Source organism: Pseudomonas sp. LAP_36 (assembly GCF_019456785.1).
GTDB lineage: Bacteria > Pseudomonadota > Gammaproteobacteria > Pseudomonadales > Pseudomonadaceae > Aquipseudomonas > Aquipseudomonas tritici.
Window position 1 is genome coordinate 67378 of the sequence record NZ_JAHZMS010000014.1, and the last position, 14952, is coordinate 82329.

General features: G+C 61.7%; 12 protein-coding genes and 2 pseudogenes. 8 read left to right on the forward strand and 6 right to left on the reverse strand.

Translation table 11 applies throughout. The annotated features are described in order from the left end of the window. Positions 1-81 precede the first annotated feature (81 nt). Positions 82-837 carry a methyl-accepting chemotaxis protein gene (locus JBO08_RS28600; protein WP_405045943.1) on the reverse strand — a complete coding sequence of 252 codons (756 nt, stop codon included), beginning with the start codon at positions 835-837 and terminating at the stop codon, positions 82-84. A 102-nt stretch (positions 838-939) separates the two neighbouring features. After that, a pseudogene (locus JBO08_RS28605) lies at positions 940-2229 on the reverse strand (HAMP domain-containing protein); the annotation flags it as partial. A 239-nt stretch (positions 2230-2468) separates the two neighbouring features. Here JBO08_RS28605 and JBO08_RS27095 point away from each other — a divergent pair. From JBO08_RS27095 to JBO08_RS28615, 3 genes and pseudogenes are all read left to right on the forward strand, one after another. Next, positions 2469-3788, forward strand: coding sequence for a Na+/H+ antiporter family protein (locus JBO08_RS27095; protein ID WP_175403022.1), 1320 nt, complete (start codon positions 2469-2471; stop codon positions 3786-3788). A 72-nt stretch (positions 3789-3860) separates the two neighbouring features. Next, positions 3861-4682: pseudogene (locus JBO08_RS28610) on the forward strand (cache domain-containing protein); the annotation flags it as partial. Positions 4683-4784: 102 nt separating this feature from the next. Further along, positions 4785-5540 (forward strand): methyl-accepting chemotaxis protein, encoded by a 756-nt coding sequence (locus JBO08_RS28615; protein WP_371913930.1) that lies wholly within the window; start codon positions 4785-4787, stop codon positions 5538-5540. A gap of 145 nt (positions 5541-5685) precedes the next feature. Here JBO08_RS28615 and yegQ read toward each other — a convergent pair whose 3' ends face one another. Then, positions 5686-7008: a tRNA 5-hydroxyuridine modification protein YegQ gene (gene yegQ / locus JBO08_RS27105; RefSeq protein WP_065945894.1), complete on the reverse strand. Its 1323-nt coding sequence runs from the start codon at positions 7006-7008 to the stop codon at positions 5686-5688. A gap of 237 nt (positions 7009-7245) precedes the next feature. On the opposite strand from yegQ, the gene JBO08_RS27110 reads away from it, so the two are divergent. Continuing rightward, entirely contained in the window at positions 7246-8454 is a 1209-nt protein-coding gene (locus JBO08_RS27110; protein WP_220075256.1) for a cytochrome c biogenesis protein DipZ, read from the forward strand. Positions 8455-8557: 103 nt separating this feature from the next. Further along, entirely contained in the window at positions 8558-9625 is a 1068-nt protein-coding gene (locus JBO08_RS27115) for an AI-2E family transporter (RefSeq protein ID WP_065872383.1), read from the forward strand. Between the two features lie 3 nt (positions 9626-9628). Here JBO08_RS27115 and JBO08_RS27120 read toward each other — a convergent pair whose 3' ends face one another. The 3 genes from JBO08_RS27120 to JBO08_RS27130 all read right to left on the reverse strand — a co-directional run bounded on the left by JBO08_RS27120 (position 9629) and on the right by JBO08_RS27130 (position 10696). Then, positions 9629-9811 (reverse strand): hypothetical protein, encoded by a 183-nt coding sequence (locus tag JBO08_RS27120; RefSeq protein ID WP_065872382.1) that lies wholly within the window; start codon positions 9809-9811, stop codon positions 9629-9631. Between the two features lie 90 nt (positions 9812-9901). Continuing rightward, on the reverse strand, positions 9902-10096 hold the full coding sequence (locus tag JBO08_RS27125) for a hypothetical protein (protein WP_010211349.1): 195 nt from the start codon (positions 10094-10096) through the stop codon (positions 9902-9904). 225 nt (positions 10097-10321) lie between these two features. Then, entirely contained in the window at positions 10322-10696 is a 375-nt protein-coding gene (locus JBO08_RS27130; RefSeq protein WP_065872381.1) for a hypothetical protein, read from the reverse strand. A gap of 155 nt (positions 10697-10851) precedes the next feature. Between JBO08_RS27130 and JBO08_RS27135 the strand changes: the two genes are divergently transcribed. The 3 genes from JBO08_RS27135 (at position 10852) to JBO08_RS27145 (ending at position 14796) form a co-directional block, all read left to right on the forward strand. After that, complete coding sequence (locus JBO08_RS27135; protein WP_220075257.1) at positions 10852-11670, forward strand: shikimate 5-dehydrogenase; 819 nt, start codon at positions 10852-10854, stop codon at positions 11668-11670. A gap of 95 nt (positions 11671-11765) precedes the next feature. Beyond that, a complete protein-coding gene (nosP, locus tag JBO08_RS27140; protein ID WP_065872379.1) occupies positions 11766-12911 on the forward strand; it encodes a nitric oxide-sensing protein NosP in 1146 nt (381 codons plus the stop codon). Next, a complete protein-coding gene (locus tag JBO08_RS27145; RefSeq protein WP_065872378.1) occupies positions 12853-14796 on the forward strand; it encodes a NahK/ErcS family hybrid sensor histidine kinase/response regulator in 1944 nt (647 codons plus the stop codon). The genes nosP and JBO08_RS27145 overlap by 59 nt, the downstream gene beginning before the upstream one ends. The last annotated feature ends 156 nt before the right edge of the window (positions 14797-14952 follow it).

A 14952-nucleotide genomic window follows, 5' to 3' on the forward strand; every position in this document is an offset into this window, starting at 1 on the left:
CAGTGTGTCAGTCACTGAATATGTCGACTGATGTACAGCATTCGCGAGCAAGCCCGCTCCCACATTGGATCTATTAAACCTTCAGACCCGGAACTGATCCATCAACCCCTGCTGCTGATTCGCCAGGCTATTCAACGCCTGGCTCACCCGCGCTGATTCATTCGCCTGTTCCGACAGCGATTCGGTCACATCGCGAATCGTCGCCACATTGCTGTTGATTTCCTCGGCCACCGCGCTTTGCTCTTCGGCGGCGCTGGCGATTTGCAGGTTCATGTCGCTGATCACCGTGACGGCCTCGCCGATCTGGCGCAGGGCGGTCACCGCCTCGCCAACTTGTTCGACGCTGCCCTGGGCCTGGCGATAGCTGTTGCCCATGGCGCCGACGACCTCTTCGGTGCCGCCTTGCAACTGCTCGATGACCTGGCGGGTTTCTTCGACCGACTCCTGGGTGCGTCGCGCCAGGTTGCGCACTTCATCAGCCACCACCGCAAAGCCACGTCCAGCCTCACCGGCGCGGGCTGCTTCGATGGCGGCGTTGAGCGCCAACAGGTTGGTCTGTTCGGCAATACCGCGAATCACTTCCAGCACCGAACCGATTTTTTCACTATTGGCAGCCAGGCCTTCGACCTGGTTCATGGCCGTGCTCATATCCGCCGCCAACTCCCCGATATTGCGGGTGGTGCGGTCGATTACTGTGAGGCCGTCGCGGGTCGCCTGGTCGGCATCGCGTGCAGCTTGGGCCGCCTGCGCAGCGCTGCGCGCCACATCCTGGGCGGTGGCACTCATTTCGTGGGAAGCGGTGGCCACCTGGTCGACCTGACGATATTGCTGTTCCATGCCGGCACTGGTTTGCGTAGCAATCGCGGCGGACTGGTCGGCGGTGCCACGGGCGTCCTGCACCGAGCGCTTCACCTCGGCGATAATCGGTTGCAGCTTGTCCAGGAAGCGGTTGAACCAGCCGGCCAGTTGGCCCAGCTCGTCCTGCTTGTCGTAGGCCAGGCGGCGGGTCAGGTCGCCTTCGCCGCTGGCAATGTCTTCGAGCATCTGCGCCACGCCGAGGATCGGCCGGGTCACGCTGCGTGCCATCAGCCACACCAGGATCAGACCGACCACCGCCGCCAGCAGGCCCAGGCCCAGTTCCAGCAGGGTGCCGCGCGTGTTATCGGCGTCCAGTTGCGCCTTGAGCGCTTCGGCCGGGCCTACCAGGACTTTTTCCGGCACATCCAGCAACACGCCCCACGGCTTGCCATCCGGGATCGGCGCGAACGGCGCCAGCACCTTGAGTTGGTGGTCGCTACGCAGGCTGCGGATGTGGGTGCTGCCAGACAGGGCGCTGATCAATTGCGCGCCGTTGGCGCTGTCGACCTGGTCCAGGCGCTGACTGAGCTTGCTGGCGTCCGGGCTGTGGCCGGCGAGCAAACCTGTAGGGCTGAGGATGCTGACCTGGGTCTGGCCGTCATACAGCTTGTGGCTGGCCTGTTGGCTCACGGCCTGCAGGCTGTTGAGGTTGATGTCGACCGATAACGAGGCGATGACTTTGCCATCGACCATCAATGGGAAAACGATGCTGGTCATCAGCACGTTTTGCCCGTCGATCACATAAAAGTAGGGTTCGATCACGCACGGCTTGAGGGTGGTGCGCGGGCAGGTGAACCAGGCGTTGGCCTTTTCACCGCTGGGGCCGACGCTGGCGTCGGTCATGTCGCTTTCCGGCAAGGCCATTGAGGTCAGCTTGCCGGGTGTCGGCTGCGACCAGTACAGGGCGAAGCGGCCTTTGTCGTTACTGCCCAACTCGGCTTGGCCGGCGAACAACTCATCCTTGCCATCCAGGGCATTGGCTTCGAACACCAGGGACAAACCGAGCAAGTCCGGGTTGGCCTGCAACGCGGCCCTGACCTGGCGGGTCAGGTCTTCGCGGGTGTCGAAGGCGTCGAGAAAGCGTTTTTCCGCCTGTTCGCGCAAGAACAGCACCTGACGGGAAAAACCATGGCCGTACTGATAGGCGTCCATGAACTGCTGCCGAATACCCAGCGCCTGCACTTCGCCTTGGGCTTCGATGCGCGCTTGGGCGGCTTCATCCAGCATCTGCATGCTGGACGCCTTGACCTGCTGCGAACTCTGCTCCATGCGATACAGCGACAGACCCACCAGCAGGGTCACGATTCCCAGCAGGCACAGGCCGGCGAGCAGGGTGATTTTCCATTGAATGGAGAGCTGCCTAAGCGACATCGGTACATCCTTACCTGAAAACACATAGAGCCCGGTTATCGGCTGATTTCACATTTTCTTAATTCAAACGATCAATTTAACCCTGAAAGCGGCGCCGCTTTTTGACATGCGCGCCCACCTGCTGCAAAGTGCGCGCCCTCTAATAAGACCTCCTTCAAGCCTGTACGCCGGCTGCCGCCCGATGGCCGCCCGGGCGCAGGCATGCCTGTTGTTTACGTTTTTTGCTTGAGGTAACCATGATTAACGCAGTTATTGCCGCGGTCGGCACCATGCTGGTGCTCAGCCTGTCCCGCGTGCATGTGGTCATCGCCATCATTGTGGGCGCGCTGGTGGGCGGCCTTAGCGGTGGGCTGGGCATCGAGGCCACGCTCACGGCCTTCAACGGCGGTTTGGGCGGTGGTGCCACCGTGGCCTTGTCCTACGCCTTGCTCGGCGCTTTCGCGGTGGCGATTGCCAAGTCTGGCTTGGCCCATGCCTTGGCCGACAAGGCGCTGCTGCTGGTGGACCGCCAGGAAGCCAGCGGTGGCAGTCACGTCAAATGGCTATTGATCGGCCTGCTGTGGGTGGTGGCGATTGCCTCGCAGAACATCCTGCCGATCCACATTGCGTTTATCCCGTTGCTGGTGCCGCCGCTGTTGTATGTGCTGACCAAGCTGCAACTGGACCGCCGCCTGATCGCCTGCGTGATGACCTTCGGCCTGATCACGCCCTACATGTTCCTGCCGGTGGGCTTTGGCAATATCTTCCTCAACCAGATCCTGCTGGCCAACGTGGCCAAGAGCGGCGTGGACATCAGCCAGGTCAACGTCACCCACGCCATGAGCCTGCCGGCCCTGGGCATGGTGGTTGGCCTGCTGGTGGCGGTGTTTATCAGCTACCGCAAAAAGCGTGTGTACGACCTGGAAAAAATCGAGCGCGTCGAGCAGGTAGCGGTGCAGTACAACCCGTTGACCCTGCTGGTGGCCGGCGTGGCGATTGCCTCGGCGTTCATCATCCAGCTGTGGCTGGACTCGATGATCATCGGCGCGCTGGCCGGCTTCCTGATTTTCTCGGTGTCGGGCATCGTGCGCTGGCGCGATACCGATGACCTGTTCACCGAAGGCATGAAGATGATGGCGATGATCGGCTTCATCATGATTGCCGCGTCGGGGTTTGCCGAAGTGCTCAAGGCCACGGGCGATGTGCGCTCGCTGGTGGAAACGTCGGCGGCGTTCATCGGCCACAGCCGTGGCGTGGGGGCATTGCTGATGTTGCTGGTGGGGCTGCTGGTGACCATGGGCATCGGTTCGTCGTTCTCCACCGTGCCGATCCTGGCCGCGATCTTTGTGCCGCTGTGTGTGCAACTGGGCTTCAGCCCGGTCGCCATCGTGTGCATCGTCGGCACGGCGGGTGCCTTGGGTGACGCCGGCTCACCGGCCTCGGACTCCACCCTCGGCCCAACCTCCGGCCTGAATATCGACGGCCAGCACCACCATATCTGGGACACCGTGGTGCCGACGTTCCTGCACTACAACCTGCCATTGCTGGCGTTTGGCTGGCTGGCGGCGATGACGCTCTGACCGGATCGTCCTACAGAAACTCGACCATTGGCCGTTAACCTCTCAAGTCGCCACTAATAAGAGAGAAAAGCCATGCGTCTGAGCCTCAAGGCCAAAGTCCTGTCCCTCGCCGTAGTGCCGGTGTTGCTGTTTGCGGTGGTCATCAGCCTGACCACCGTGTGGATCTTGCAAGGACAGGCGCGCAACGAGGTGGATGAAACCCGCCAGCGCCTGCTCAACGACGCCAAGGTTACCCTGCAAAGTTATGTAGAAGTGGCCATGAGCACCGTCAAGCCGCTCTACGACGCGGCTGCGCCCGGTGATACCGCCGCGCGCGCAGAGGTGGTCAAGTTGCTCTCCAACACCAGCTACGGCAAGGACGGCTACTTCTTCGGCTACGACTCCGAGACCATCCGCCTGTTCAAGGGCAACAGCCCAGACGGCGTGGGCAAGAGCTTCAAGGACAACCGCGACCCCAACGGCGTCTACGTCAACCGCGACCTGGTCAAGGTCGGCAAGGACGGCACCCACTACCTGCAATACAGCTCGACCCAACCGGGGCAGACCGAACTCGTGCCCAAAATGGGCTACACCGAATACCTGCCTAAATGGGACATGGTCATCGGTACCTCCGTCAACCTGGACGGCATCGAAGCCCAGGTCGCGGTGGTCGAGGCCAAGGTGCAGAAACGCATGGAAGGCGTGTTGCTGAGCATCCTCGGCGTGGCCGTGGTGGTGCTGCTGGTGATCGCTGCCGTCGGCTTGGTGCTGGCCAATACCATCCTGCGTCCGCTGAACTTGATGAAAGCCAACCTCGACGACATCGCTGCCGGCGAAGGCGACTTGACCCGCCGGCTGGCCATCACCAGCCAGGACGAGCTGGGCGATCTTGCCGGCGCGTTCAACCGCTTTGTCGACAAGATCCATGGGCTGGTGCGCCAGATCACCGAGATGACCACCCAACTCACCGGCCTGGTCAGCCAGGTCTCCGACCAGGCCCAGCGCTCCGAACAGGCCATGGAACGCCAGCGCCACGAGACCGACCAGGTGGCGACTGCGATCAACCAGATGTCGTCCGCTGCGCAAGAAGTGGCGCGCAGTGCCCAGGGCGCCTCGGTGGCTGCCCAGCAAACCGATGCCGAAGGCCAGGCCGCCAAGCGCGTGGTGGACGGCAGCATCGCGCAGATCCATGCGCTGGTGAACGACATCCGTAGCAGCGGCGTGTCCCTCGACAGCTTGCAGCAAGACGTGTCCTCCATCGTCAGTGTGCTCAGCGTGATCCGCTCCATCGCCGAGCAGACCAACCTGCTGGCGCTCAACGCGGCGATCGAAGCGGCGCGGGCAGGGGAGGCCGGGCGTGGTTTTGCCGTGGTCGCCGATGAAGTGCGTGCCCTGGCCAGCCGCACCCAGACCAGCACCCAGGAAATCCAGGGCATGATCGACCGCCTGCAAAAAGGCACCGAAGCCGCCGTGGAGGCCATGCGCCGTTCCAGCGATGCCGGGGACGGCACCTCGGCCCAGGCCAACCAAGCCGGCGCGTCGCTGGACACCATGGCCCAGTTGATTGGCACCATCAATTCGATGAACGCCCAGATCGCCAGCGCCGCCGAAGAGCAGACCGCCGTGGCCGAAGAGATCAACCGCAGCGTGCATCAGATTGCCGTGGCGGTGGACAGCGTGGCCGACGAGACCCAACTGGGTGCGCAGACCTCACGTAGCCTGGCGGATTTGGGGCAACGGTTGGGGCAATTGGTCGGCCAGTTCAAAATCTGACCCCTTCGTAGCAGCTGTCGAGCTTAAGCGAGGCTGCGTCAGCGGCGCGCCTGACACTCCGCAAACGCAGCCTCGCTTAAGCTCGACAGCTGCTACGCAAGCTGACACCACCCATGCTCGGTGGTGTTAAGCCGGTATCCAGCGGCTACGAGACATCACGCATCAGCAAGCCAAAGCGCACCTCCATCTCCGCCGGGACCGGTACATACACCGTGTGCCCATCTCCCGGCGCCACCTCGACAGCCTCGCCCTGGCTGTTGTGCATCCTCTCCAGATCAAAGTGAAAATTGCCGGCCGGGGTCATCAATTCCAGGTGATCGCCCACCGCAAAGCGGTTCTTCACCTTGACCTCGGCCAACTCGCCCCTACGCTCGCCGGTCAGTTCTCCGACGAATTGCTGGCGCTCCGACACCGAGCTGCCGTTCTGGTAGTTCTGGTACTCATCGTGCACATGGCGGCGCAGGAAACCCTCGGTGTAGCCGCGTTGGGCCAGGGATTCGAGGTCGTTCATCAGGCTGCGGTCGAAGGCGCGACCGGCCACCGCATCATCGATTGCCCGGCGATACACCTGGGTGGTGCGCGCGCAATAGAAGTGGGACTTGGTGCGGCCCTCGATCTTCAGCGAATGCACGCCCATGTGGGCCAGGCGCTCCACGTGCTGCACCGCGCGCAGGTCCTTGGCGTTCATGATGTAGGTGCCGTGCTCGTCTTCGAAGGCGGGCATCTGCTCATCGGGGCGGTTGGCCTCTTGCAGCAGGAACACCTGGTCGGTTGGTGTGCCAATGCCCAGGGTCGGTTCCGGTTGAAACACCTGGACGATATCGCCCGTGGCGTTTTCCACTGCCGGCGTGGCCTGGTATTTCCAGCGGCACGCGTTGGTGCAGGTGCCCTGGTTGGCATCGCGCTTGTTCATATAACCCGAGAGCAGGCAGCGCCCTGAATACGCCATGCACAAAGCGCCGTGCACAAACACTTCCAATTCCATGTCCGGCACTTGCTGGCGAATCTCGCCGATCTCTTCCAGGGACAGTTCCCGCGACAGGATCACCCGGCAGATCCCTTGCTGCCGCCAGAACTCTACGCTGGCCCAGTTCACGGTATTGGCCTGCACAGACAGATGGATCGGCATCGATGGGAAGTGTCGGCGCACCAGCATGATCAACCCGGGGTCGGACATGATCAGCGCATCCGGGCCCATGGCGATCACCGGGGCCAGGTCCTTGAGGAAGGTCTTCAACTTGGCGTTGTGCGGCGCGATGTTCACCACCACGTAGAAACGTTTGCCCAGCGCGTGGGCTTCCTTGATGCCGAGAGCCAGGTTGGCGTGGTCGAACTCGTTGTTGCGCACGCGCAGGCTGTAGCGCGGCTGGCCGGCGTAGACCGCATCGGCGCCGTAGGCGAAGGCGTAGCGCATGTTTTTCAGGGTGCCGGCAGGGGCGAGCAGTTCGGGGGCGAGGATGGGAGGCATGGGCACGGGTCGCAAAAGGTCGCGAAGGTAGCCGAGCGGTCACGACGGTTTATTGATCCAGGTCGTCGTTTGGGCTTTTTGTATCGCTGTGTATCGACAGGCGCTGTTGATACGTATCGATTTGCCCGCGCGGGTTCTCGACACAGGCGCGATACCTCAGGGGCATTTAATTGACTCCAACGAGGCACACACCGCCTCCACTCCTGAAACCTGGCGTCAATCCATAAGGTGAACATCATGCTGATTATCGCGTTCCTGGGCGGCATCCTGACCGTCCTCAGCCCTTGCATCCTGCCAGTGGTGCCGTTCCTTTTCGCCGGCGTTGACCGCACTCGCCGTTCGGTCCTGCTGACCCTTGGTGGCATGGTCCTAACCTTCGCGTTGATATCCAGCCTGGCCGTGGTCAGCAGTGAGTGGGTGGTGCAGGCCAATGACACCGGTCGCCATGTGGCACTGGTCGTGATGGTGCTGTTTGCGCTGTCGTTGATCTCGGCGCGGGTCGGCAGCTGGCTGGCACGCCCGTTTTTACGGTTGGGCAACCACATCGATCCCGACAGCCGCACACTGTCCGGGCCACTTAAATCGCTGTTGATCGGCGTCGCCACCGGCCTGCTGTGGGCGCCGTGCGCCGGGCCTATCCTGGGGGTGATCCTGACCGGTGCGATGCTGCAAGGCGCCAGCGCGCAAACCAGCGTGCTGCTGGTGGCGTACGGCCTGGGCAGCGCGTTGTCCCTGGGCACCTTGCTGTTTGCCGGACGCGGCCTGGTCAATCGGCTCAAGCGCTCGATTCCCGTCACCGGCTGGCTGCGCCGTGGGGCTGGGGTGGCGGTACTGGCGGCGGCGGTGGTGATCTCAACCGGTACCGACAAAACCTTGCTGGCCGGTACCTCATCCGAAGGTGTCAGCAGGCTGGAAAAAGGCGTGCTGGAAAGCGTCCCCAAGGCGGTCGATTACGTGGTGAGCAAGATCAAGGCCGAGCCGGCGCCGAGTGAAGAACAGGGCGCCATGCCATCGCTGGCCGGTGCGGTCGAATGGCTCAACTCGCCGGAACTGACTTCGCAGGCTCTAGAAGGCAAGGTGGTGCTGGTGGATTTCTGGACCTACGACTGCATCAACTGCCAGCACACCCTGCCCTACGTGAAAGCGTGGGCAAAAAAGTACGAGAAGGACGGTTTGGTGGTGATCGGCGTACATACCCCGGAATACGGCTATGAACGCATCATCGGCAACGTCAAGGACCAGGTGCGCAAGCTGGGCATCACTTACCCTGTGGCCATCGACAACAACTACGCGATCTGGCGCAACTTTGAGAACCAATACTGGCCCGCCCATTACTTGATCGACGCCAAGGGGCAGGTGCGTTACACGCATTTTGGCGAAGGCCGCTATGAGGCCCAGGAGCAGATGATCCAGGCGCTGTTGAAGGAGGCCAAAGCCCTTCAGTGAGGCGGTCTATGCTTGTTCGATAACCGAGGGCACTCCCAGGTTTCGCTGCGGACTAAGCAACAGGGCCTACACGAGGCCACTGCTTTTCTGACATGGACCGGACATGAATCAAACCAACCTGCAATTCAAAACCCTGCTGTTGCTGCTGGTCCTGGTGACCATTGCCTTTATCTGGATATTGCTGCCGTTTTACGGCGCGGTGTTCTGGGCGGTGATCCTTGGCATTATCTTTGCCCCGATGCAGCGCCGCCTGCAGCAACGCTTTGGCTGGAACCGCAACCTCACGTCCCTGGCCACCTTGAGTGCCTGCTTGATCATTGCGATCCTGCCGGTGATCTTCACCAGCGCCTTGCTGGTGCAAGAGGGCGCGACGCTCTATAAAAACGTCGAAAGCGGTAAGTTGGACGTGGCGGGGTATATCGAGCAGTTCAAAAACGTGCTGCCGCCGTATTTCCAGCACCTGCTCGACCGCTTCGGCATGGGCAACCTGGAAGGCTTGCGCGAAAATATCGTCAAGAGCGCGATGCAGGGCAGCCAGTTCTTTGCGACCCAGGCGTTCAGCTTCGGCCAGGGCACGTTCGATTTCCTGGTGAGTTTTTTCATCATGCTGTATTTGCTGTATTTCCTGCTGCGCGACGGCCCGGAGCTGGTGCGCAAGGTGCGCACGGCGGTGCCGTTGGCCGAGCCGCAGAAGCGCCGGTTGCAGCTCAAGTTCAATCGGGTGGTGCGTGCCACGGTCAAGGGCAATGTGCTGGTGGCCGTGACCCAGGGTGCGCTGGGCGGGTTGATCTTCTGGTTCCTCGATATCCCGAGTGCGTTGCTCTGGGCGGTATTGATGGCGTTTCTGTCATTGTTGCCGGCGGTGGGCGCGGGGATTGTGTGGGGGCCGGTGGCCGCTTACTTCCTGTTGAGCGGCTCGATCTGGCAGGGCGTGGTGCTGGCGCTGTTTGGCGTGTTTGTAATTGGTTTGGTGGACAACGTGCTGCGCCCGATCCTGGTGGGCAAGGACACCAAAATGCCGGACTACCTGATCCTGATCTCGACCCTGGGCGGGCTGTCGGTGTTTGGCTTGAACGGCTTTGTGATCGGGCCGCTGGTGGCGGCGCTGTTCATGTCCAGCTGGGCGTTGTTTGTGGAAAGCAAGCCGCGGGTCAAGTTGCCATTACCCTGAGCCTCAGGCGTGCAACCTGAAGGTCGAGGCGTGTTGCAGCTGTTTTTCGGCGGCGGACAAGGACGTGAGCGGGCCGCTGATGGCTTCGCCATCGCGTACTACGTACCAGCAGGCGAGCAAGCCCAGCTCTCGAAGAGGGGCGGGGACGGCGCTGCCGATGACGGACATGATCTGAACAGTGGGCATAAGGACCTCCAATCGCTATGGAGGTCACCTTACGGGGCTGGGCGGCGTAGGAAAAATCAACTGTCTCGATAGTCGACATCAACGCGAGCGTCAGTCCACCACCTGATCAAGCATGTTCACCACTTCCTGCTCACTGAGCAGACCCTTGCGCACCAGGTTTTCTGCCAGCAGTGCGAGGAATTTGGCGCTGCGGTGGCCTTCCAGGTGCTTGAGCTCGGTGAGGGCGCTGTACACCTTGCTGGACGTGCAGAGGCCAGCGGTGCGGTGTGGGTTTTGCGTAGGCATGGTCAGTCGTCCTTGTTGTTATTGGGTGGACAGGCTCGATAGTGGGAGTGTGTCGTGACACAAACATGACAGCGTGAGGCCCGGTCGAGCAAGTAGACATTGGTGTTGATGATGTGCGATTACGCGGCGGGCATTGTCCTCGGAGCGACCTTTGCAGGATGAATCCAGACTTTTCAGGCAAAAAAAAGGCCCCGCAACCTGCGAGGCCCGTTTCAGCGGGATCAACTACCAGCCGCGGCCGTAGTAGCCGTGGGGAGGGCCGTAGCCGCCGCGCGGTGGGCCGTAATAGCCACGCGGTGGACCGTAATACACCGGCGCCGGGCGGTAGTAGACCTGTTGTTGCACATACACCGGTGGCGGCGGTGCGTAGTAGACCGGCGGCGGCGCGGCATACACCGGCTGCGGTTGCACATACACCGGCTGCTGCACATAGACCTCACGTGGCTGGCTGGCAACCACGGAGCCCACGACTGCTGCGCCGACCAGGGCACCCAATACGGCCGGGCCACCCCAACCACCACCGTGGGCGGAGGCTTGGCCTGCCATCGCGAGTGCGCCAACAAGCAAGGCGATCTTGGGGATTGTACGAATCATGGTCATTCCTCGGTTAGCCCCTGCGCTTGTGGTCTGCAATCAATAGACTCAAGTAATGTCGCGGGGATACTTTTAAGACAACGTATTTCTGAAAAACAGCACAGCCGCTAGGTAAAGGTTGTGTAAGGTCTGTATCGAATCGCTTACTCAAGGAGTTACCCATGCAGATGCACCCCAACAAGGACACTCGGCTGTGCATGTCACTGTCGGCGCGCCCCGGGAATTTTGGCCTGCGTTTTCATAACCACCTGTACGAACAGTTGGGTCTGAACTTCTACTATAAAGCCTTCAGCAGCCAGGATTTGCCCGGCGCGATCGGTGGTATCCGCGCGTTGGACATCCGTGGTTGCGGGGTTTCCATGCCGTTCAAGGAGGCCGCCATTGCCTTAGTGGACGAACTCGACGATTCAGTTCAAGCCATCGACTCGCTGAACACCATCGTCAACACCGATGGGCATCTCAAGGCCTACAACACCGATTACATCGCCATCGAGCAACTGCTGAAACAGCACGCCGTGCCGCAGTCATCCACATTCGCCCTGCGTGGCAGCGGCGGCATGGCCAAGGCCGTGGCCAGTGCCTTGCGCGATGGCGGCTACGCGAATGGCGTAATAGTGGCGCGTAACCAAGCCGCAGGCCGCGCCTTGGCGCAGAACCTGGGCTATGAGTGGTTGCCCGAGCTAGGGGGCTTGCGCCCGCAGATGCTGATCAACGTGACACCTATCGGCATGACCGGTGGGCCTGAGGCGCACGCCCTGGCGTTTGATGCTGAAGCCGTGGATGCTGCCGAAACGGTGTTCGATGTGGTGGCGATCCCCTCTGAAACCCCATTGATCGTGCGCGGCCGTGCCAAAGGCAAACGGGTAATTACCGGCTTGGAAGTGATCGCGATCCAGGCGTTGGAGCAATTTGTGCTCTATACCGGTGTGCGTCCGACCCCAGAGCAATTCGAGAAAGCCGTGGCGTTTGCGCGTGCCTGAAACCTCATCCCATCGCATCCCCCACCCAGTACCCAAGTAGCATAGGTCTCCCCCCTGGCCCTTCGTACACTTGTGTCTCAGAGGGGGAGCCAACGATGCACAACAGTGAAGGCGTAGTCAGTGCCATGTCCCAGGCCACCGATGCCGGGCAGGCCGCCGAAGAGCTGGCGCGGCAACTGTTGCATCCGTACCTGGGTTTCGTGCTGTTTTTCTGCTCTGCCTCCTATGATTTGCAGGCCCTGGGCCACGCGCTGCAACAGTGCTTCGGCAGCGTGCGCGTGGTCGGCTGTACCAGCGCCGGCGAGATCACGTCCCAAGGCTATGGCCGCAACTGCATCACGGCGGTGGGCTTCAACCACGCGCACTTTTCCATCGCCACTGAGCTGATTGACCAGGTGGAACACTTCAGTCTGATCAACGCCCAGGACATGGTCGAACGCCTGGTCGGCGGTTGCCGCAGCAATACGCTGGCGCCGATCAAGGGCAACACCTTCGCCCTGACCCTGCTCGATGGCCTGTCCAGCCGAGAAGAAATGGTGCTCGCGGCCCTCAGCGCCGCGTTGGGCGATATCCCGCACTTTGGCGGTTCGGCGGGTGACGACAACTTCCTCACGCACACCCACGTCTACTTCAACGGCGTGTTCCACAGCGGCGCAGCGGTGGTGGTACTGGTCAATACCTGGCTGGATTTCGAGGTGTTCACCACCCACCACATCCTGCCGCGCTCGGAAAAGCTGGTGGTCACCGGCGCAGACAGCCCGTCGCGACGGGTCTTCGAACTCAACGCCGAGCCTGCCGCCGAAGAATACGCGCGGCATATCGGTGTGGCCGTGGCCAACCTCGACCACCGCACCTTCGCCGCGCACCCGCTGGCGGTGCGCATCCACGACCAATACTACGTGCGCGCGATCCAGCAGGTGCACGAAGACCTGAGCCTGAGTTTCTACTGCGCGGTGGAAAACGGCATCGTCCTGACCGCGATGAAGCCCGGCCCGATCCTGCCGAACCTGCAAACCCTGTTCGACGGCCTGCAGTCGCGCCTTGGCGACCTGCTGCTGACCATTGGCTGCGACTGTTTCCTGCGGCGCCTGGAACTGGAAGACAACGGCACCCTCGAGCAGATCGGCAGCTATCTGAGCGACCAGCGGGTGATGGGCTTCAACACCTACGGAGAACAGTTCAATGGCATGCACATCAACCAGACCTTCACCGGGGTCGCCATTGCCCGAGGCCGACGCTGACCTGCTCGCCCAGGTGGCGCGACTGCAACAGGACAACCACAAGCTGGCGCGGATCAATGCGGCGCTGATCGAGCGCATCGAGTCCGGCATGACCCAGGGCAACAACCCCTACACCACCTTCCAGCATTCGGTGGTATTGGCCGAGCAAGTACGCGAACGCACTGATGCGCTGAACCAGGCGATGGCTGAACTCAAGGCCAGCAACCACCTGCTGATCAACGCCCGGCTGCGCGCCGAAGCCCTGCGCGGCGAACAGGCAGCGGCGCAAAAGGCCCAGGAAAGCGAACGCTGGATCCGCCTGATCACCGACAACGTGCCGGCGCTGATCGGCTACCTGAACGCTGAGCTGGTCTATGAATTCACCAATAAAGTCTATGAAGAATGGTACTGCTGGCCGCGCGGCATGATGCTCGGCCAGAGCCTGCGCGAAGTGCACAGCGAGCAGCATTGCCAGCGCCTGGATGCCTACGTCGCCCGCGCCCTGGCGGGGGAAAGCGTGACGTTCGAATTCGCCGAAACCAACATCAACAACCAGGAGCGCTACATGCTGCGCTCCTATGTGCCGAACCTGTTGGCCAGTGGCGAAGTGGTGGGGATCTTCGTATTGATCCGCGACATCACCGAACGCCGTCGCACCGCTGAGGCCTTGCACCAGGCCTACCAGCACCTGGAGCAACGCGTGGCCCAGCGCACCTCGGAACTCACCTCGCTCAACGACCAGTTGCTCAAGGAAATCGACGAGCGCCGGCGCATGGAAACCCGCTTGCGCGAAGCCAAGCGGGAGGCCGAACAAGCCAACCTGTCGAAAACCAAATTCCTCGCCGCCGTCAGCCATGACCTGCTGCAACCGCTGAACGCCGCGCGCCTGTTTACCAGCGCATTGCTCGAACGCCCCAGCGAAACCCTGGTGCGCAACGTCAGCAATTCCCTGGAAGACGTGGAAAACCTGCTCGGCACCCTGGTGGATATTTCCAAGCTGGATGCCGGGGTGATCAAGGCCGATATCGCGCCGTTTGCCCTCAGTGAGTTGCTGGACAACCTCGCCGTCGAATACACCGAACTGGCCCGTGCCGAGGGGCTGGCGCTGCACTTTATCGGCTGCTCGGCGCTGGTGCGCAGCGATATCCAGCTGCTGGCGCGGATCCTGCGCAACCTGCTGAGCAATGCGATCCGCTACACCTACAAGGGCCGCGTGGTGCTGGGTTGCCGACGCCAGCATCAGCGCGTGTTGATTCAGGTATGGGACAGCGGCATGGGCATTGCCGAAGAGCGTCTGGAGGAGATTTTCCAGGAGTTCAAGCGCGGCGACGTGCAGCGCCCGGATCAAGATCGCGGGTTGGGCCTGGGCCTGGCCATCGTGGAAAAGATCGCCGGGATTCTCGGCCATCGCATCAGCGTCAAATCCTGGCCGGGTAAAGGCTCGATGTTTTCGGTAGAGGTGCCGTTGAGCGCCACCGCGCCCAAGTCCTTGCCGGCGCCGTGCATGAGCGAGCCGATGCTCGAACGCTTGCAGGGCGCGCGCGTGTGGGTGCTGGATAACGACGCGGCGATTTGCGCGGGCATGCGCACGTTGCTCGAAGGCTGGGGCTGCCGGGTGGTCACCGCGCTGTCGGAGCAGGACCTGGCGCGACAGGTAGACAACTACCATGCCGAGGCGGACTTGCTGATTGCCGATTACCACCTCGACAACGACCAGAACGGCGTTGACGCGGTGGCCCGCATCAACGCGCGACGGGGCCGAGCGATACCGGCGATGATGATTACTGCCAATTACAGCAATGAGTTGAAACAGCAGATTCGTGAACTGGGGCATACGTTGATGCATAAGCCGGTGCGGCCGATGAAGCTGAAGACCGCGATGAGTCATCTACTCAGTCGGCCCTGACACAGGCAATCTAAATGTGGGAGCGGGCTTGCTCGCGAATGGGGTGTATCAGACAGCACATCTGATACTGATGCACCGCATTCGCGAGCAAGCCCGCTTGTGTCTTGAACCAGGCTTAAACTGAAGGTGAGAGCGGTGAGTGACAAGCTGAATGCC